The sequence below is a fragment of the Bradyrhizobium monzae genome (genome assembly GCF_021458635.1).
In the GTDB taxonomy this organism is placed as follows: Bacteria; Pseudomonadota; Alphaproteobacteria; order Rhizobiales; family Xanthobacteraceae; genus Bradyrhizobium.
Genome location: NZ_JAIRDQ010000008.1, coordinates 65,614 through 84,709, shown reverse-complemented (window position 1 = coordinate 84,709; position 19,096 = coordinate 65,614). Strand labels below are relative to the sequence as shown.

The window sequence follows — 19,096 nt, the reverse complement described above, 5'->3', positions numbered from 1 at the left end:
GGCGCCCGAAGGCGCCGTTTTATCATCTTTTCGATTTGCGATCTCAGTGAGCGGTCAGGCCGCCGGCGGCTTCGTCACCGTCCGGCTTCACCGTCACCTTGGTGTCCTCTTCCCAGACGATCGGCACGGGCTTCTTCACCAGCGCCTTGGCAACGACGTCGTCCAGACGGGAGACCGGGATGATCTCCATGCCGCCCTTGATCGCATCGGAAATCTCCGTGAGATCCTTGGCGTTGTCCTCGGGGATCAGCACCGTCTTGATGCCGCCGCGGGCAGCAGCGAGCAGCTTCTCCTTCAGACCGCCGATCGGCAGCACGCGGCCGCGCAGCGTGATCTCGCCGGTCATCGCGACATCGTGGCGGACCGGGATGCCGGTCATGACCGAGATGATCGCGGTGGCCATCGCCACGCCAGCCGACGGACCGTCCTTCGGCGTCGCGCCTTCCGGCACGTGCACGTGGATGTCGCGCCGGTCGAACAACGGCGGCTCGATGCCATAGACGATCGCACGGGAACGCACGTAGGACGCCGCCGCCGAGATCGATTCCTTCATCACGTCGCGCAGATTGCCCGTGACCGTCATCTTGCCCTTGCCGGGCATCATGACGCCTTCGATGGTCAGCAGCTCGCCGCCGACATCGGTCCAGGCGAGGCCCGTGACGATACCCACCTGCGGCTCGCTCTCGATCTCGCCGAAGCGATACTTCGGCACGCCGAGCAACTCTTCCAGAGTCTTCTCGGTGACCTTGACCGACTTCTTCTTGGAGATCATCAGCTCCTTCACCGCCTTGCGGGCGAGTGTGGAGAGCTCACGCTCCAGGTTACGCACGCCCGCTTCGCGGGTGTAGCGGCGGATCAGAAGCAGCAGCGCGTCGTCGTCGATCGAGAACTCCTTGGAGTCCAGGCCGTGCTTGGACACCGCGGTCGGGATCAGATGCTTGCGCGCGATCTCGACCTTTTCGTTCTCGGTGTAGCCGGCGATCCGGATGATCTCCATGCGGTCCATCAGCGGTCCCGGAATATTGAGCGTATTCGCGGTCGTGATGAACATGACGTTCGACAGATCGTAGTCGACCTCCAGATAGTGGTCGGCAAACGTCCCGTTCTGCTCGGGGTCGAGAACCTCGAGCAAGGCCGAGGACGGATCGCCGCGGAAATCGGCGCCCATCTTGTCGATCTCGTCCAGCAGGAACAGCGGATTGGACGACTTCGCCTTCCGCATCGACTGGATGATCTTGCCGGGCATCGAGCCGATATAGGTGCGGCGGTGACCGCGGATCTCGGCCTCGTCGCGCACGCCGCCGAGCGACACGCGCACGAACTCGCGGCCCGTAGCCTTCGCGATCGACTTGCCGAGCGAGGTCTTGCCGACGCCGGGAGGTCCGACGAGGCACAGGATCGGGCCCGTCAACTTGTTGGCGCGCGACTGCACCGCGAGATACTCGACGATACGTTCCTTGACCTTCTCGAGCCCGTAGTGATCGGAGTCCAGAATGGCCTGCGCCGCTTCCAGATCCTTCTTCACCTTGGACTTCTTGTTCCACGGGATCGACAGCAGCCAATCCAGATAGTTGCGCACGACGGTCGCTTCCGCGGACATCGGCGACATCTGGCGCAGCTTCTTCAATTCATGCTGCGCCTTCTCGCGCGCTTCCTTGGAGAGCTTGGTCTTGGAGATCTTCTCTTCGAGATCGGCGAGCTCGTCGCGACCGTCGTCGTCGCCGAGCTCCTTCTGGATCGCCTTCATCTGCTCGTTGAGATAGTATTCGCGCTGGGTCTTCTCCATCTGGCGCTTGACGCGCGAGCGGATGCGCTTCTCGACCTGCAGCACCGAGATCTCGCTCTCCATCAGGCCCAGCACCTTCTCCAGGCGCGTCGTGACGGACAGCGTCTCCAGGATTCCTTGCCGATCCGCGATCTTCACGGCGAGATGGGAGGCAACGGTGTCGGCGAGCTTGGCGAAATCGGTGATCGCCTGCACGACGCCGACGACCTCGGCCGAGATCTTCTTGTTGAGCTTCACGTAGCTCTCGAAGTCGGACACGACCGAGCGCGACAAGGCTTCCGCCTCGACCGACTTCGCATCGGTGTCGGCAAGCGCAACGGCAGTCGCTTCGTAATAGTCGGCGCGATCGGTGTACTTCTGCACGCGCGCACGCTCGAGCCCTTCGACCAGCACCTTCACGGTGCCGTCGGGAAGCTTCAAGAGCTGCAGCACGCTTGCGAGCGTACCGGTCTCGTAAATGGCATCGGGCGCCGGATCATCGTCGGACGCGTTCTTCTGCGTCGCGAGCATGATCAGCGCGTCGTTCTTCATCACCTCTTCGAGCGCGCGGATCGACTTCTCGCGACCGACGAAGAGCGGAACGATCATGTGCGGAAAGACGACGATATCACGCAGCGGCAACACGGGATAAGCGTGCGTCTCACCATGGACGATGGTTGGCCGGGGTTTTGGATTAGTCATGGCCTTTTCCTTTTGCTTTGCCCCCTCGCACGCAGCCCGCTCTCATGCGCAACCGCCACAAGGTGCCGAGGTGATCCACAAACCAGCCTACCATCTGAAGGTTGGACCGGGCTTGCCGGATCGGAACTAAGGCGAATCTTTGAACAGAATTCTCGCTCGCCGCCGACATTAGGTGGCTATCGACCCGGGGGGTGTCAAGTCATTGAAAAACGCGCGCCATCAGGCGCTTACGCACTGGGTAAGCGACGCAATTCCGGCTGCGGAGTACATGTCCGCAGCCGCTACTATGACTGACGATAGGAGGCGTTCCAGCGCCGTAAAATCAGGCGCTGGCGTTCTCGACGGCGCGATCGGACCGATCGGCGTAGATGTAGAGCGGACGCGCCGTGCCTTCCACGACTTCGCGGGAAATCACGACTTCTTCCACACCTTCCAGACCCGGCAGGTCGAACATGGTCTCGAGCAGGATCGCTTCGAGGATCGAACGCAGACCACGCGCGCCGGTCTTGCGCTCGATCGCCTTGCGGGCGACTGCGCCAAGCGCCTCGTCGGCGAAGGTCAGCTCGATGTTCTCCATCTCGAACAGCCGCTGGTACTGTTTCACCAGCGCGTTCTTCGGCTCGGTCAGGATCTTCTTCAGCGAAGTCTCATCCAGATCCTCGAGCGTCGCCACGACCGGCAGACGGCCGACGAACTCGGGGATGAGGCCGTACTTCAGGAGATCCTCGGGCTCGACGTGACGGAAGATCTCGCCGGTCCGACGGTCTTCCGGCGCCATGACCTGGGCGGCGAAACCGATCGAGGTCGACCGACCGCGCGCTGAGATGATCTTCTCGAGGCCGGCGAACGCACCGCCGCAGATGAACAGGATGTTGGTGGTATCCACCTGCAGGAATTCCTGCTGCGGATGCTTGCGGCCGCCCTGCGGCGGGACCGAAGCCACCGTGCCTTCCATGATCTTCAGCAGCGCCTGCTGCACGCCCTCACCCGACACGTCGCGCGTGATCGAGGGATTGTCGGACTTGCGGCTGATCTTGTCGATTTCGTCGATGTAGACGATGCCGCGCTGGGCGCGCTCGACATTGTAGTCGGCGGCCTGGAGCAGCTTCAGGATGATGTTCTCGACGTCCTCACCGACATAGCCGGCTTCGGTCAGCGTGGTCGCGTCCGCCATCGTGAACGGCACGTCCAGGATGCGGGCGAGCGTCTGCGCAAGCAGCGTCTTGCCCGAACCGGTCGGACCGATCAGCAGGATGTTCGACTTCGCGAGCTCGACGTCGTTGTGCTTGGTCTGGTGGTTGAGGCGCTTGTAGTGGTTGTGCACCGCGACCGACAGGACCTTCTTCGCATGGCTCTGGCCGATGACGTAGTCGTCGAGAACCTTGCAGATTTCCTTCGGCGTCGGAATCCCGTCGCGCGACTTGACCAGCGAGGACTTGTTCTCCTCGCGGATGATGTCCATGCACAGCTCGACGCACTCGTCGCAAATGAAGACCGTGGGACCCGCGATCAGTTTGCGGACTTCGTGCTGGCTCTTGCCGCAGAACGAGCAATATAGCGTGTTCTTTGAGTCGCTCGTGCCGACCTTACTCATTCATGTCTCCGTCCGCGGTTCGATCCCGTCCGCTCGATCGTCCCATCCCGAAACGTTGGCGGGTAAGGGACTCAAATAGAGCAAATTCCGTACCAAAAAAGACCCTACGCGTTACATCCCGTGCGAATCACGGTCGCTCGATACTCCGCGATCATAGCCGATCATTCGTAGCCAACCATGCTGTCACCCGACTATCAAGAATTCGCTAATCGGGGGAGCGCTGGCTACCCGTGACAATACCGTGATTTCACGTCTTGGCACGGGCGAAGTGACCGAAATCACCCCAGCGTTGCTGGATTACCACGAAAAACAAGCACGAAAGCGGAACTTTCTGCCTGTCGCAGGGCGCAAAACCGCGTCTTTTGCGCCCTTCGCGAAGTGCGCCGTTAACGTGAACGTCGCCCTGACGATCCCCAGAGAATTCCCAACAGGGATTCAGGGGTTCGATGTTGCCGCCCCGCGCGTTACTGGGGCTTCGCCGCCGGCTCCTCGGCGCGCTTGTCGATGACCCTGTCGACCAGGCCAAACTCCTTGGCGTCGTTGGCGGTCAGGAACTTGTCGCGTTCCAGCGCATCCTCGATGCTCTTGTAGGTCTGGCCGGTGTGCTTCACGTAGATCTCGTTGAGCCGCTTCTTCAGGTTCAGGATTTCCTGCGCGTGCAGCATGATGTCGGTGGCCTGGCCCTGGAAGCCGCCGGAGGGCTGATGCACCATGATGCGCGCGTTCGGCAGCGAGAAGCGCATGTCCTTCTCGCCGGCGGCGAGCAGCAGCGAGCCCATCGAGGCCGCCTGCCCGGTGCACAGCGTCGAGACCGGCGGGCGGATGAACTGCATGGTGTCGTAGATCGCGAGGCCCGACGTCACCACGCCGCCCGGCGAGTTGATGTACATCGAGATTTCCTTCTTCGGATTTTCCGCCTCAAGGAACAACAGCTGCGCGACGACCAGCGTCGACATGCCGTCCTCGACCGGTCCGGTCAGGAAGATGATGCGCTCTTTCAAGAGTCGCGAAAAAATGTCGTAGGCGCGCTCGCCACGGTTGGTCTGCTCGACCACCATGGGCACGAGGTTCATGTAGGTTTCAACCGGATCGCGCATGAGTCACCTAGGTTTTCGGAGGACGTCGCCACTTTTGCCGGACGTCCCGTGATGCAGGAAGTTGGTAGAAGAAGAACGCTTGCAAGTAGATGGCTTGGGTACAGGGTGCATCGACAGATATAGCCCAATTCGCGCCAGACAAGTACGGAACGAATTAAGGCTTAATCGACTGGGCACTTGAAGCTGATTCTCGCAAAAAGGCCCAGCCGGCCATCTGGCTAGCTGGGCCACTTCGCTGATCATCCTTAATAGAAGACTTGCTGAAGGAGAATTGCTCAAAGCCTTCAGGCTGCAGTCTTTTCCTCGTCGTCCTTGTAGAGATCCTCGCGCGAGACCTTCTTCTCGGTCACGTTGGCAAGCTCGAGGATGAAGTCGACGACCTTGTCCTCGTAGATCGGTGCACGAAGCTGGGCCAGCGCCTGGGCATTGCTGCGGTAATAGTCCCAGACTTCCTTCTCGCGGCCCGGCATCGAGCGGGCGCGCTCGATCACGGCGCGGCCGACTTCGTCGTCGGTCACGGTGATCTTGTTCTTCTCGCCGATCTCGGAGAGCACGAGGCCGAGACGCACGCGGCGGTCGGCGATCTTGCGGTACTCTTCCTTCGCCTTGTCCTCAGTGGTGTCCTCGTCGGCAAAGGTCTTGCCGGCGGAGTCCATCTCGGCCTTGACCGAGTTCCACATCAGATTGAACTCCTCGTCGACGAGCGAGGGCGGCGCCTCGAAGCGATGCGCCTCGTCGAGACGGTCGAGCAGCGCGCGCTTGAGGCGCTGGCGCGTTGCATTGCCGTATTCGGCAACCAGCCGCTCGCGCGCGGCTTCCTTGAGCTTGTCCAGCGATTCGAGGCCGAGTGTCTTGGCGAACTCGTCGTCGATGGTGAGATCCTGCGGCGCCTCGATCAGCGTCGCGGTGGTCTCGAACTCGGCCGGCTGGCCGGCGAGCTTCTCGCTCATGTAGTTCTTGGGGAACGACACCTTCAGCGTACGCGTCTCGTTCGCGCCGATGCCGACGAGCTGCTCCTCGAAGCCCGGGATGAAGGTGTTGGAGCCGATCACGACCTGGATGCCCTCACCGGTGCCGCCCTCGAAGGCTTCGCCGTTGATGGTGCCCTTGAAGCTGATGGTGACGCGGTCGCCGGATTCAGCCTTCGCGCCGTCGGCCTTGGCGGCGTAGCCGCGGTTGGTGTCGGCGATGCGCTTGATCGCTTCGTCAACGTCCGAATCGGACACGTCTGCGACGGGCTTCTCGACCTGGAAGGTCTTGAAGTCGGCGAGCGCGATGGCGGGCACCACTTCGATTGCGACCGTGTAGGTCAGATCGGACTTGCCCAAGAGCAATTCCTCGACCTCGGCCTGCTCGGTCGGCATGGTGATCTTCGGCTCGGTCGCGAGCTTGAAGCCGCGCTCGGAGAACAGCTGGGTGTTGGTGTCGCGGATGGTCTGGTCGATGGTCTCGGCCATCACCGAACGGCCATAGACCTTCTTGAGGTGGCCGACCGGCACCTTGCCGGGACGGAAGCCGTTGAGGCGCACCTTGTCCTTGAGGTCGACGAGCTTGGCGCCAGCTCTCGCGTCGAGATCAGACGCGGGAACGTTGATCTTGAACTCGTGCTTCAAGCCTTCCGAGAGGGTTTCTGTGACCTGCATGGCGTCCAATCTTCTTCTCGTTCGGTCCCGGCACGCTCGCGCGTCGGGACGCTGTCATCAATCGGTCCGGCGCGCGAGGCCAATGCCCCTGCGCCGGTGGGTTCAATCAGAGCCCGCTCCAGACGGACAAACATCCGCAAGGAGCAGGCCCTTCGGTAATCCGTGCAAACGCTGAAAGCGCTTGGTGCGGGCGGAGGGACTCGAACCCCCACAACTTTCGTCACTGGAACCTAAATCCAGCGCGTCTACCAGTTCCGCCACGCCCGCGTAAATTTGCATCAAGACCGGCCGCGATGCCGCGGGCGGCGGGCTTATAGCATGTGCCCGCCTGTTCGCAGCAAAAAAATGGCCTGATGGAGGCACTCTCCAAGTAGGTACGATGGCTGGACTTATCCAGCGCGGCGTGGTCCGGATCGCGCCCATGAAACCGCGGATTTTTGATCTGAACCGGCGCGAGGTTTTGGCCGGAGTTGGCGCCTCCCTCGGGGCCTCGGCCGCCGGCCTGATCGCCGGCGGTGCGGGCCCGCTTCCAACCGCGCAGGTCCTCCTTCAGGCAAGGCCGGCCACACTGGCTCTGAGGCCGGGTCAGCCGGCGACACCGATCTGGGAGCTGGCCGCCGCAAGCCATATCGGGAATGTGCGTTTCAAGCGCGGGGACCGCTGCGAAGTGGTCTTTCAGAACGACTTGCCTGTGCCGATTGCGCCAGCCTGGTATGGCCTCGATGGCTTAGCCCTGCCGGACCCACTGGCGGGACGGGCCCCCACCGCGCCGGGCTCGACCGAAACATCAGTTATTTCAATACCAAACGCGGGAACCCTGCTTGCCAACTTCCGTCTCTTTGAGGACCGCCTGAACCAGCCGGCCCGCCCGCTCCCGATCATCGCCGCGGAGACGAGCCCCGTCACCAACGACCGCGACGAGGTTCTGCTGATCGAGGAGTGGCGCATGCGGCCGGACGGTACTGCGCTTCCGCCGGGCCGTGACCCCAAGGACACGACCCCGCTCTACACGCTGAACGGCCGGACTTCATTCGAACTCTCAGCAGCCGCCGGCGAGCGGCTGCGGCTGCGCTTCATCAACGGTTCGCAACGCTCTGTTCTGGCGATCAAATTGGAAGGCCACGAGGTCCAGGTGATGGCGCTGGACGGGCAGCCGGCCGAGCCGTTCCCGGCCCGCAATGGCGCCCTGGTGCTGGCCCCGGGCGCCCGCGCCGACGCCTTTGTCGATGCGGCCACATCGGCCGCGCTGGTGCTGCATGACGGCAAGGAGGCACGCCCGATCGGGCGCCTCACAGTCGCCGGCAGACTGGAGCGGCGCGCGGCCCTGCCGCCACCAGAGCCACTGCCCTCGAACAACCTTCCCGAGAAACTCGACCTGAAGGGCGCCCTGCGGTTCGATGTCGCGCTCGGCGCCCTCGACGCCGGCTGGACCCGGACGGCCAATTTCTCCACCGCCTCCGCCCCCGCCTTCCGCGCCAAGTCCGGCAGGACCGTCGTGCTGGCGGTGATGAACCCGGCCCCCATCGCCACCGTCCTCCACCTGCACGGCCACCATTTCCGCCTGCTCGACCGGCTCGACGACGGCTGGAAGCCCTACTGGCTCGACACGCTCGCCATCGAGCCCGGCCAGACCCAGCGCATCGCCTTCGCCGCGACCTCACCGGGACGATGGCTGATCGAATCCGTGGTGACGGATTGGGCCGCGCCGCGGCTGGTGCGGTGGTATGGGGTGGAGTGAGCTATGCGCGCGTCCAGACGTAGCGAGCGTCGGGCTCTTTCTCCTCGTTACGCGCCCCGTCTGTTTCCTCGGCTTGCCTGAACCCGCGCGCTTCGTAGAAGCGCCGCGCCGGCGCGTTGCGCTGGAAGGTCCAGAGCTCGAGCCGCTTGCTGGCGCCTTTGGCGATGTCGAGGAGATCGGTGCCAATGCCGCGGCCCTGCGCGGCGGGAAGAACGTAAAGCTGCTCGATCCAATCGTCACGAACCGCGATGATCCCGCAGAGCTCATCGCCGTCGAAGCGTCCCCAGACGCGGCAGGTCGGAAAGATGCGCTCGCGGTAGAACCAGCGGTCGTCATCCGGCGTGTGCAACCCGGCGAGCCACGGCATCGCATGGTCAAACGCGGCCCGATGGACCTGCGCAGCCGCGCCCATGTCGGTGAGCGCGAGCGGCCTGAGCATCAGTACGCGATCCCGAGCGCGTTGTAGATCCGCCGGTGCACCGCCGGCAGCGTCTCGGTGAGATCTTCGGCGATCAAGCCCGGTCCCGCCTCGCTCGCCGCCTCGCCGTGCATCCAGACGCCGATGCTGGCGGCTTCGAACGCCGGCACGCCCTGCGCCAAGAGCCCTGCGATGATGCCGGCGAGCACGTCGCCGGCGCCGGCGGTCGCGAGCCAGGGCGGGGCGTTGGCGGCGATGGTGGCACGGCCGTCGGGCGCGGCGATCGTGGTGTCAGGGCCCTTCAGGAGCACGACGGCACCGGAGCGTTCGGCCGCGGCGCGCACGCGCTCGAGCTTCGAGCGGCCCGGAGTCTTGTTGCTGAGGTCGGAGAACAGCCGCGGAAACTCTCCCTCGTGCGGCGTCAGCACCACCTCGGCCCCAGCCGCGGACTTGATCGATTCAAACAGCCGCTCGGGATTTGCGGCAAAGCTCGTCAGCGCATCCGCGTCGAGCACGACATGGCGCTGCGCCGAGATAGCGGTGTGAACGATGTCGCATGTGCGATCACCAACGCCGGCCCCGGGACCGATCATGCAGGTATTGTAGCGCTTGTCGCCGAGCAGCTCGCCGAACTCGACCACGGTGTCCACGGCGCGGACCATCACCGCAGTCAGCGCGGCTGCATTGATCGCGAGCGCGTCGCGCGGGGTCGCGAGCGTGACGAGCCCGGCACCGGCACGCAAGGCGCCGCGAGCTGCCAGCCGCGCAGCACCGGTCGCGGCCTCATCGCCCGAGACGGCCAGCACATGGCCACGCGCGTATTTATGGCCGTCGATGCGCGGCACCGGAAAGGCCGCGCCCCAGAAATCCGGATCGTTTTCGAAACTCTGCGGCACGATCTCGTCCAATACCTGCGCGTCGATGCCGATGTCGGCGACGCGCACGCGGCCGCAGTGCATGCGACCCGGCAGCAGGAGATGCGCAGGCTTCTTGCGGAAGAAGGTGACGGTTTCAGTGGCATTGACCGCGACGCCCAGCACGGCTGCGCTGGTGCCGTTGATGCCGCTCGGCAGATCGACCGCGAGCACTGGCGCGCCATTGGCGTTGATCGCCTCGATCATCGCCCGCGCCTCGCCGTCGACGGGACGGTTCAAGCCCGCGCCGAACAGCGCATCGATGATCAGCGCCGGCTTTCCGATCGCCTGCGGATTGAACGGCAGCACCGGCTGCTTCCAGCCGCGCGCGGCGGACGCCGCATCGCCCTGGAGCTGGTCGCGCTCGCACATCAGGATGATCGAGACCTCGCGGCCCTGCGCGGCGAGCTCGGCGGCTGCGACAAACCCGTCGCCACCATTGTTGCCAGGGCCGGTCACGATCAGGATCGGCCCCTCCTCCACAAGCGCATTGGCGGCCTCGGCGACCGCCTGGCCGGCGCTCAGCATCAGCTTGAAGCCGGGCGTGCCGGCCGTGATGCTGAGTTGATCAGCTCGCTGCATTTCGGCGGTGGTTAGAACTTCCATGCCACTTCCCTGGTCCAAACGCCTTTTCAACAGGCACGTTCCGTGCCGATCTACCCAACGGAACAACGATCTGCACAGATATTGAACCGTTTGCCTATTTCGTAGTCTGCGGTATTTTAAGCCGACCGGCTCCACCTATCAGGGATGCTCGTTAAAAGGCTGATAACGCTTCAATAATCAGGGCATTTGCAACTTGGCATAGACCCTGCTTTCGAGGAAGCCGCTTCGGTTCGTCGTGCTCACTGGCATTATCTGGGTGTGGCCGGCCGTTTGTTGCCGGGCTGGTCAGGTCCCGGCATAGCGAAGACAAGATCGTGCGTTAAGAAAAGCGCATCCTGACGAAGACGTTGCTATTTGTTCGATAAGGCCGGGAGGCGCGCAGTGAAGAAGATCGAAGCCATCATCAAGCCATTCAAGCTCGACGAGGTGAAGGAAGCGCTTCAGGAAGTCGGCCTTCAGGGCATCACCGTGACCGAGGCCAAGGGCTTTGGTCGCCAGAAAGGCCATGCCGAGCTCTACCGCGGCGCAGAATACATCGTCGACTTCCTGCCCAAGGTGAAGATCGAGATCGTGATCGGCGACGACCTGGTCGAGCGCGCGATCGACGCGATCCGCCGCGCCGCGCAAACCGGGCGCATCGGCGACGGCAAGATTTTCGTCTCCAATATCGAAGAGGCGATCCGCATCCGAACTGGCGAATCCGGGCTGGACGCTATCTGAGCCGGGTGCTATCCCGAATCTTGCGACACTCTGAAAGAAAAAAGGCTGCTTCGGCGGCCTGATTTCGTTTGTGCGGTTGCGCTAACTCGCCGAAAGCGAGAACGAATCTGCTCATCTGGAAACCGTCCCGCAGAGCCAAAAGGGGTATGCATGAAGACCGCCAAAGACGTCCTGAAATCGATCAAGGACAACGACGTTAAATACGTCGACCTGCGCTTCACCGATCCGCGCGGCAAGTGGCAGCATGTGACGTTCGACGTCAGCATGATCGACGACGATATCTTCGCCGAAGGGACGATGTTCGACGGCTCCTCGATCGCCGGCTGGAAGGCGATCAACGAGTCCGACATGTGCCTGATGCCGGATCCGGTGACTGCGACGATCGATCCGTTCTTCGCCGAGACCACCATGGTGATCACCTGCGACGTGCTCGAGCCGACCACCGGCGAGCCCTACAACCGCGACCCCCGCGGCATCGCCAAGAAGGCGGAAGCCATGGTGAAGTCGATGGGCGTGGGCGACAGCGTGTTCGTCGGCCCCGAAGCCGAGTTCTTCGTGTTCGATGACGTGCGCTTCTCGTCGGGACCCTACAACACCGGCTTCCGCGTCGATTCCTCGGAGCTGCCGACCAACTCCGACACCGAGTATGAAGGCGGCAATCTCGGCCACCGCATCCGCACCAAGGGCGGCTACTTCCCCGTTCCCCCGCAGGACTCGGTGCAGGACATGCGCTCCGAGATGCTCGGCGCCATGGCCAAGATGGGCGTGAAGGTCGAGAAGCACCATCACGAAGTCGCTTCCGCCCAGCACGAGCTCGGCATGAAGTTCGACACGCTGACGCTGATGGCCGACCACATGCAGATCTACAAGTACTGCATCCACCAGGTCGCCCACATCTACGGCAAGACCGCCACCTTCATGCCGAAGCCGGTCTATGGCGACAACGGCTCGGGCATGCACGTGCACCAGTCGATCTGGAAGGACGGCAAGCCGGTGTTCGCCGGCAACAAATACGCCGACCTGTCGGAGACCTGCCTCCACTACATCGGCGGCATCATCAAGCACGCCAAGGCCATCAACGCCTTCACCAACCCGTCGACCAACTCCTACAAGCGTCTGGTCCCGGGCTATGAGGCTCCCGTGCTGCTCGCCTACTCCGCGCGCAACCGCTCGGCGTCCTGCCGCATCCCCTACACCGCTTCGCCGAAGGCCAAGCGCGTCGAGGTACGCTTCCCCGATCCGCTCGCCAATCCCTATCTCGGCTTCGCCGCGATGCTGATGGCCGGCCTCGACGGCATCAAGAACAAGATCGATCCGGGTCCGGCGATGGACAAGGACCTCTACGACCTGCCGAAGGAAGAGCTGAAGCAGATCCCGACCGTCTGCGGTTCGCTCCGCGAGGCGCTCGAAAACCTCGACAAGGACCGCGGCTTCCTCAAGGCCGGCGGCGTGTTCGACGACGACTTCATCGACGCTTACATCGAGCTGAAGATGACCGAAGTCGCCCGCTTCGAAATGACCCCCCACCCGGTCGAGTTCGACATGTACTATTCGGGCTGATCGGCTCGGACGGTATCCGACAAACCAAAGGCGCTCCGCGAGGGGCGCCTTTTCGTTTGTGAGCGCAGCACCTTCCGACTACGGGGTCTCGCGCCGCGGCATCAAATGATCGAGCAGGCCGATTGGCAGCGGAAACACGACGGTCGACGACCGCTCGCCGGCGATGTCGTGCAGAGCCGCGAAGTAACGCAGCTGCATCGCCTGCGGCTCCTGCGCCAGAATCCGGCCGGCCTCGACCAGCTTTTCGGCAGCCTGCTGTTCCCCCGTCGCGTTGATCACCTTCGCGCGTCGCAACCGTTCCGCCTCGGCCTGCTTGGCGATCGCGCGTACCATGGTTTCGTTGAGATCGACGTCCTTGATCTCTATGCCGGTGACCTTGATGCCCCAGACGTCGGTCTGCTTGTCGAGGATCTCCTGGATGTCGGCGTTCAACCTGTCGCGTTCGGCGAGCATCTCGTCGAGTTCGTGTTTGCCAAGCACTGAGCGCAGCGTGGTCTGGGCGAGCTGGCTGGTCGCCGCCATGTAGTCCCCGACCTTGATGATGGCGCGCTCGGGATCGACAATGCGGAAGTAGAGAACGGCGTTGACTTTGACGGACACGTTGTCGCGCGAAATCACATCCTGGGGCGGCACGACCTGCACCATCACCCGCAGATCGACCTTGACGAGCTGCTGCACGATCGGAATGAGGATGATGAGACCCGGCCCCTTCACCGCGGTGAAGCGGCCGAGCGTGAAGACAACGCCGCGCTCGTATTCCCTGAGGATGCGAACGGCCTGGGTGAGAAACAGAATGACGATCAGCGCCAGCACTGCGTAAATCGAATATTCAAACATCAGAGTAGACCTCTCTCGCCGGTCACAGGACCCGGACGCCGAACCACCAGCGTCAAATCGATGATATTGGCGACCTCGACCCTCTCGCCGGGCTTGAAGCTGTCGGCACCGCGCGCTTGCCAGCGTTCGCCATGGGTAAAGACGTGCCCCTCGTTCTCGCTCCAGTCGAGGACCTCGGCGGCCAGGCCTCGCATGGCTTGCGCGCCGACCCGTGGCGGGCCGCGGCGGGCGCGCCGAAGCGCGCCAAGCACGATCAGAACGAAACCAGTGAGCATCGCCGCGACAACGGCGATGACCGACCACGACAGCCGGTAGCCCGGCGCTTCGACCCTGACCAGCATGACGGCGCCGAGCACAAAGGCCACGACGCCTCCGAGGCCGATCACGACTGTCGGATTGAACGCCTCGATGGCGAGGAGCGCGATCCCGACCAGCATCAGGCCGAGCCCGGCATAATTGATCGGCAGCAGGTTGAGGGCGTACAGGCCGAGCAGCAGGCAGATCGTCCCGACCACTCCCGGAGCGACGGCACCGGGGGACATGAATTCGAAAATCAGGCCGTAGATACCGACCATCAGGAGAATGAACGCGACGTTGGGATCGGTGACGACCGCCAGGAAGCGGGAGATCCACCCGGGATCGACGGCTTCGATGATCGCGTTCTGCGTTGCCAGGCGTTGCGTCGTGCCGCCCCCAAGCTCGACCACGCGACCATCGATTTGCCTGAGCAAATCGGCCGGATCGCGCGCGACGAGGTCGATGGCGTGCGCCTGCAACGCGCCATTGGCGGACAGGGTGGCGGCTTCGCGGACCGCCTTCTCGGCCCAATCGGCATTGTGGCCGCGCAGTTCGGCGAGGCTGCGGATGAAGGCGACGGCATCGTTCGTCACCTTCGCCGTCATCGCATCCTTCGGCTCATCCTTCTTGTCCTTGTCGGGTGTGCCGCTTGGCAGGCCCGGAAGCGGTCCGCCAATCTGCACTGGCGTCGCGGCGCCGATATTCGTACCTGGGGCCATCGCCGCGATATGGGTCGCATAGAGAATATACGTACCGGCACTCGCCGCATGGGCGCCTGCCGGCGCGACGTAGCCGACGACGGGAACGGACGAGCCGAGCACATCCGCGATGATCTCGCGCATGCTGGAGTTGAGACCGCCGGGCGTATTCATTCGGAGAATCACGATCTCGGCGTGTCGTTCGGCGGCCTTGACCAAGGCCTCCTTCACGTAGCTCGCCGACGCCGGGCCAATGGCTCCCTCGATCGTGACGGTGAGTGCAAGACGGCGATTCTCCTCCGCTGAGCCGGGACGGAGACTGGAAAGACAAGCGACGATGCCGATCGCCGCAACGAGGGCCGCCTTCATGGTCTGCACGGCAAGGGCTCCCTTACCCCAGATATGGTGTTCGTCTCCCAAACCTCAATGCGGAGGCGCGTCCTCCGCCGTTGCGATTGTGCGACGCAATGGACGGGGGCGTAATGCGGCAGCCCTGGCGGGATGCTGAGCCGGGGGCCCGACGGTGTGAGGCCCACTCCGCGAGACCCTTGAGAGCCTCGATCAGGCCCCCTCCTCGAGGCCGGCGGCGTGTTCGACGACGACTTCATCGACGCTTACCCCGCGCTGAAGGTGATCGAAGTCGCCCGCTTCGGGGGTGACCCCGCACCCGGTCGCGGTTCGATCGGCTCGAACGGTCACAACACACGAAAGGCGCCCTTCGGGGCTCCTTTTTGTTTGAGGCTACCGACTTTCGTTCTGCATCTGACTCCACTTCGTTCTCAAAGAACGAATCGGAATCGAAATAGTCGGCGCGCACCAATTCTTGCTGATTGGTTTATTCCGCCCGAGATATTGCGAGCGCGGTTCGTAGCAGTCACACGTCTCACTCACTTGCCCGGAAAAATCACCCCGATCTCCGTCACCACGGGTGCCCACTTCACCAGCGTCGCGTTGTCGGAGGCGACCTTCACGCCGTCGCCCAGCAGCGATTTGGGCGCGGCGGACTTCCGGTCGAAGCGGATCGTCACGCGACAGCCGCCCTGCATCGGACGACCGAGCGCGCCGCCTTTCCAGTCGGTGACGAAGCCGCCGTAGTCCCATTCAAAACCGGCGACCAGGAACGCTCTACCGCTCGCCTTCTGCACGTCGGCGAGGCTCGATCCGATCGTGATGCCATCGACGTTCCATTTGCTCGTCCTGGCACTGTCGCGCAATGTCAGGCCGGAGACGCGCTTCGATTTGTCTTCCGCGAAGGCGACCTCGATCCGCTGGTCGTTCGCCTTCGGAAACAACACCAGCCCCTTGTAAGTTTCGCCTTCCGCGCCGGGCAGCTCCTGCACCACGGCCTCCTTGCCGTAGCGCTGCATCAGGCTCTTGGCGGTGTCGCTCGGCGCCACCGGCGAAGCGCAGGTGATCGGGCCCTCGGCCGGCGCAGCGGTCTGAGCGATGGCGGGAAATGCGAACAGGACGGAGACGGCAACGGTCAGTCTGCAAATCATCGGAATGCAATTCCGGCTTGAAAATTCAATGGAGAAATAGCACGGAGCCGCACGTCCGGCTCCGCTGTGTTCGCAATGTCGATGCGGCCAAAAAGTCCGCGCTTACGCCGCCGCCCTCTGTTTCGCCACCATCGCCTCGCCGAACGCTTCGAACAGCTTGCGATTGATCGGATTGCGCTGCGGGTCGTATTCGGCGTGCCATTGCACGCCGAGCGCGAAGGTCGAGGCTTCCGCGATCTGGATCGCCTCGATGGTGCCGTCCTCGGCGAGGCCTTCGATCAGCACGCGCTTGCCGGGCTCGAGGATGCCCTGGCCGTGCAGCGAATTGACCCGGATCTTCTCGCAGCCGAGGAGCCTTGCGAAGGCACCGCCCGGCGTGAGGTCGACGTCATGACGGTCGGCGAACACGACGGTCGGATCGGGATGGATCTCGCCATTCTCGAGCCTGGGCATGCGGTGGTTCATGCGACCGGGGATTTCGCGGATCTCGGGGTGCAGCGAGCCGCCGAAAGCGACGTTCATCTCCTGCAAGCCGCGGCAGATGCCGAACAGCGGGATGCCGCGGGCGACGCAGGCGACCGAGAGCGCCAGCGCGACCTCGTCGCGGTGGATGTCGTAGGGCTCGTGCTTCTCGCAAGGGTCGACGTTGAAGCGGGTCGGGTGCACGTTGGCGCGCGCCCCGGTGAGCACGACACCGTCGACGGTATCGAGCAGTGCGGCGATATCGGTAATGTCGGGCGAGCCCGCGAACATCACCGGCAAGCCGCCGGAGACCTCGGCCACTGCGCGCAAATTGCGCTCACCGACCATCTGGACCTGAAATCGATTTTCGACGCGATGGGCGTTCCCGATCACGCCGACGACCGGCTTTCTCATTTCCCGTTCCGACCTCCAGCCGAAAAAGATTCTCCAAACATGCCCCCCGGATGGAACAAATTCAACAGAAGGGATCGCGGGACGGCAATGCTATTTTTGCGCAAATGTGCCCCTTGGGGCACCCCTGCGCGTCCGCGGCGCTGGCTTCTGCCGGCAACGGGCGCTTCAATCCGGCGCACGGGCCCGGCTTGATCCCAGGCAAGATTTCACGAAAGAGTGCGCCAGCCGGCTCCGAAAGGGACGTGATGTGACCATCTCCAGAGATGAACAGCCCAAAACCCGCTCCGATCTCGCCTGGGCGATCACGGTCGGCGGCATCGGGGTCGTGCTGTTCACGGCAATGCTGGTCTTCACCTGGTACTTTGCCGCCACCCTGCTCCTGATCTTCACCGGCATGCTGCTCGGCGTCGGCCTCAACGCGCTGACCAATGCGCTCGGCCGCCGTATGCACCTGCCGCACGCGGCGCGGCTTGCGATCGTCTGCATCGTGCTGGCGGCGCTGCTCGGAGGTGTCGCCTATCTCGGCGGCGCGACCATCGCCGAGCAGGCATCGCTGCTGAGCAACACCATCAAATCGCAGATCGCACACGTCAAATCCTTCCTCGACCACCGCGGTATCGACACCAGCTTCTTCGATCTCGGCAACGCCGCGCCCGCCTCTTCCGCCAGCGACACGGCCGCGACGCCAGCCCCGCACGCCCCATTGCCGAACGCCGGCGCGCTTGCTTCCAGCGGCGGGGCGATCGTGAGCCAGACCTTCAAGCTGCTGTTCGGCGCGATCAGCGCCGTCGGCAACGTTTTCATCGTGCTGTTCCTGGGACTGGCCTTCGCCGCACAGCCCGGCGTCTATCACGACGGACTGCTGTTTCTGGCACCGGCCAAGCATCGCGTCCGCGCGACGCTCATCATCGATCGCATCGGCGAGACGCTGGAGCGCTGGCTGATCGCGCAGATCATCGTGATGATTGCGGTCGGACTCGTGACCTGGATCGGGCTTGCCATCATCGGCATCCCCGGCTCGTTCATCCTGGGAATTCAAGCCGGTCTGCTCGCCTTCATCCCGACCGTCGGCGCCATCATCGCCGGCGTCGTCGTGGTGCTGGCGAGCCTCGCCTCGGGCTGGATCCCGGCGCTATCGGCGCTGGTCCTGTTCCTCGGCGTGCATGCGATGGAGAGCTATGTGCTGACGCCGATCCTCCAGCGCCAAGCGCTGGACATCCCGCCGGCCACGCTGTTCGCATTCCAGATCCTGCTCGGCGTCGTCTTCGGGATCTGGGGCCTGGCGTTGGCGCTACCACTCGTCGCCATCGCCAAGGTCATGATCGATCATTTCAAGACGTATCAGGCGCCGCCCCTGGCAGAGGCGGCGTAGAGCATGATCCGGAAAAGTGTGAAGCGGTTTTCCCTCGCGACAAACGCGGAACGCGTTTGCGCGGAGATCATGCTCCAAAAATAGAGCAAACTCAGGTCGTCAGCACGGTCTCGGTGTGCTCGACCTCCGGGGGCGCTGCAAAATACTGGCCGACGAGGCCGCGCCATTCCGTGAAATTCTCGGAGCCGCGGAAATCCACGGTGTGGTTCTCCAGCGTCGCCCATTTCACCATCAGCCGATAGCGCTGCGGCTTCTCGATCGATTTGTGCAGTTCGAACCCGTGAAAGCCCTTGGAGCGGCCGAAGGCGGCCTTGGCCTTGGCGACGGCGGCCTCAAAATCCTTTTCGCTGCCCGGCTTGACGTCGATTTGCGCGATCTCGGTGATCATCGGTTTCCACCCTCTTGTTTGGTGGCCGTATCTACCGCAGCCGGGAGCAAAGAAAAAGGCGCCGAAACGGCGCCCTGCCCGGCCGAAAATGCGGCGCTCTCAGGCGAACAGCAGCACGGTGCCTGCAACGATGAGCGCGCAACCGAGAAACAGCGCGATCGGCCAATAGCTGCGGCCCTGTGTGTAGCGTCCCTGGGCGCGGCGCTCGGCAATCAGCGCGGTCTCGTATTCGTCCGCGGTCGAGAACAGACAGGCAAAGCCGCCGCGGGCCGAGGCCGCAGCGGCTTCAAGCGACATCAGGGCAGCCTGCGGGTTCTGTCGACGGATCGATTCCATGACCGCAATGGTAGGAACCGAATGGTAAACAGGGGA

16 protein-coding genes, 1 tRNA gene and 1 pseudogene are annotated in these 19,096 nt (G+C 63.5%); 5 read left to right on the top strand and 13 right to left on the bottom strand.

What is annotated here, in order from left to right:
* Positions 1 to 43: 43 nt before the first annotated feature.
* The 5 genes from lon to K3F49_RS26525 all read right to left on the bottom strand — a co-directional run bounded on the left by lon (position 44) and on the right by K3F49_RS26525 (position 7,068).
* Positions 44 to 2,467, bottom strand: a complete 2,424-nt coding sequence (gene lon / locus K3F49_RS26545) for an endopeptidase La (protein ID WP_234683869.1) — start codon at positions 2,465 to 2,467, stop codon at positions 44 to 46.
* Positions 2,468 to 2,789: 322 nt separating this feature from the next.
* Positions 2,790 to 4,061 carry an ATP-dependent Clp protease ATP-binding subunit ClpX gene (gene clpX, locus K3F49_RS26540; protein WP_018320118.1) on the bottom strand — a complete coding sequence of 424 codons (1,272 nt, stop codon included), beginning with the start codon at positions 4,059 to 4,061 and terminating at the stop codon, positions 2,790 to 2,792.
* A gap of 464 nt (positions 4,062 to 4,525) precedes the next feature.
* Positions 4,526 to 5,158: an ATP-dependent Clp protease proteolytic subunit gene (locus K3F49_RS26535; RefSeq protein ID WP_200515574.1), complete on the bottom strand. Its 633-nt coding sequence runs from the start codon at positions 5,156 to 5,158 to the stop codon at positions 4,526 to 4,528.
* A gap of 284 nt (positions 5,159 to 5,442) precedes the next feature.
* On the bottom strand, positions 5,443 to 6,801 hold the full coding sequence (gene tig, locus K3F49_RS26530; RefSeq protein WP_234683868.1) for a trigger factor: 1,359 nt from the start codon (positions 6,799 to 6,801) through the stop codon (positions 5,443 to 5,445).
* A 182-nt stretch (positions 6,802 to 6,983) separates the two neighbouring features.
* Positions 6,984 to 7,068: transfer RNA gene (locus K3F49_RS26525), tRNA-Leu, on the bottom strand.
* A gap of 154 nt (positions 7,069 to 7,222) precedes the next feature.
* Here K3F49_RS26525 and K3F49_RS26520 point away from each other — a divergent pair.
* A complete protein-coding gene (locus tag K3F49_RS26520) occupies positions 7,223 to 8,539 on the top strand; it encodes a multicopper oxidase family protein (protein ID WP_234683867.1) in 1,317 nt (438 codons plus the stop codon).
* 1 nt (position 8,540) lies between these two features.
* On the opposite strand, the gene K3F49_RS26515 is transcribed toward K3F49_RS26520, so the two are convergent.
* Positions 8,541 to 8,978 (bottom strand): GNAT family N-acetyltransferase, encoded by a 438-nt coding sequence (locus K3F49_RS26515; protein WP_234683866.1) that lies wholly within the window; start codon positions 8,976 to 8,978, stop codon positions 8,541 to 8,543.
* The gene (locus K3F49_RS26510; protein WP_234683865.1) at positions 8,978 to 10,477 is read right to left on the bottom strand and encodes an NAD(P)H-hydrate dehydratase; all 1,500 of its coding nucleotides are present in this window, start codon (positions 10,475 to 10,477) and stop codon (positions 8,978 to 8,980) included. The genes K3F49_RS26515 and K3F49_RS26510 overlap by 1 nt, the downstream gene beginning before the upstream one ends.
* Positions 10,478 to 10,858: 381 nt before the next feature.
* On the opposite strand from K3F49_RS26510, the gene K3F49_RS26505 reads away from it, so the two are divergent.
* A complete protein-coding gene (locus K3F49_RS26505) occupies positions 10,859 to 11,197 on the top strand; it encodes a P-II family nitrogen regulator (RefSeq protein ID WP_007603495.1) in 339 nt (112 codons plus the stop codon).
* 150 nt (positions 11,198 to 11,347) lie between these two features.
* Entirely contained in the window at positions 11,348 to 12,757 is a 1,410-nt protein-coding gene (glnA, locus tag K3F49_RS26500; protein ID WP_234683864.1) for a type I glutamate--ammonia ligase, read from the top strand.
* 78 nt (positions 12,758 to 12,835) lie between these two features.
* On the opposite strand, the gene K3F49_RS26495 is transcribed toward glnA, so the two are convergent.
* Both K3F49_RS26495 and K3F49_RS26490 read right to left on the bottom strand, forming a co-directional pair.
* Positions 12,836 to 13,594: a slipin family protein gene (locus tag K3F49_RS26495; protein WP_452101124.1), complete on the bottom strand. Its 759-nt coding sequence runs from the start codon at positions 13,592 to 13,594 to the stop codon at positions 12,836 to 12,838.
* The gene (locus K3F49_RS26490; protein ID WP_234683863.1) at positions 13,594 to 14,967 is read right to left on the bottom strand and encodes an NfeD family protein; all 1,374 of its coding nucleotides are present in this window, start codon (positions 14,965 to 14,967) and stop codon (positions 13,594 to 13,596) included. Before K3F49_RS26490 ends, K3F49_RS26495 begins: the two co-directional genes overlap by 1 nt.
* A gap of 151 nt (positions 14,968 to 15,118) precedes the next feature.
* Between K3F49_RS26490 and K3F49_RS39475 the strand changes: the two are divergent.
* A pseudogene (locus K3F49_RS39475) lies at positions 15,119 to 15,328 on the top strand (hypothetical protein); the annotation flags it as partial.
* Positions 15,329 to 15,476: 148 nt separating this feature from the next.
* On the opposite strand, the gene K3F49_RS26480 reads toward K3F49_RS39475, so the two are convergent.
* The gene (locus tag K3F49_RS26480; protein ID WP_234683862.1) at positions 15,477 to 16,088 is read right to left on the bottom strand and encodes a hypothetical protein; all 612 of its coding nucleotides are present in this window, start codon (positions 16,086 to 16,088) and stop codon (positions 15,477 to 15,479) included.
* A 102-nt stretch (positions 16,089 to 16,190) separates the two neighbouring features.
* Positions 16,191 to 16,964: a gamma-glutamyl-gamma-aminobutyrate hydrolase family protein gene (locus K3F49_RS26475; protein ID WP_234683861.1), complete on the bottom strand. Its 774-nt coding sequence runs from the start codon at positions 16,962 to 16,964 to the stop codon at positions 16,191 to 16,193.
* A gap of 247 nt (positions 16,965 to 17,211) precedes the next feature.
* Between K3F49_RS26475 and K3F49_RS26470 the strand changes: the two genes are divergently transcribed.
* A complete protein-coding gene (locus K3F49_RS26470) occupies positions 17,212 to 18,336 on the top strand; it encodes an AI-2E family transporter (protein WP_234683860.1) in 1,125 nt (374 codons plus the stop codon).
* A gap of 91 nt (positions 18,337 to 18,427) precedes the next feature.
* On the opposite strand, the gene K3F49_RS26465 is transcribed toward K3F49_RS26470, so the two are convergent.
* Together K3F49_RS26465 and K3F49_RS26460 are read right to left on the bottom strand one after the other, a co-directional pair.
* Positions 18,428 to 18,724, bottom strand: coding sequence for an antibiotic biosynthesis monooxygenase family protein (locus K3F49_RS26465; protein ID WP_025036647.1), 297 nt, complete (start codon positions 18,722 to 18,724; stop codon positions 18,428 to 18,430).
* 99 nt (positions 18,725 to 18,823) lie between these two features.
* Positions 18,824 to 19,060 carry a hypothetical protein gene (locus tag K3F49_RS26460; protein ID WP_234683859.1) on the bottom strand — a complete coding sequence of 79 codons (237 nt, stop codon included), beginning with the start codon at positions 19,058 to 19,060 and terminating at the stop codon, positions 18,824 to 18,826.
* Positions 19,061 to 19,096: the final 36 nt, after the last annotated feature.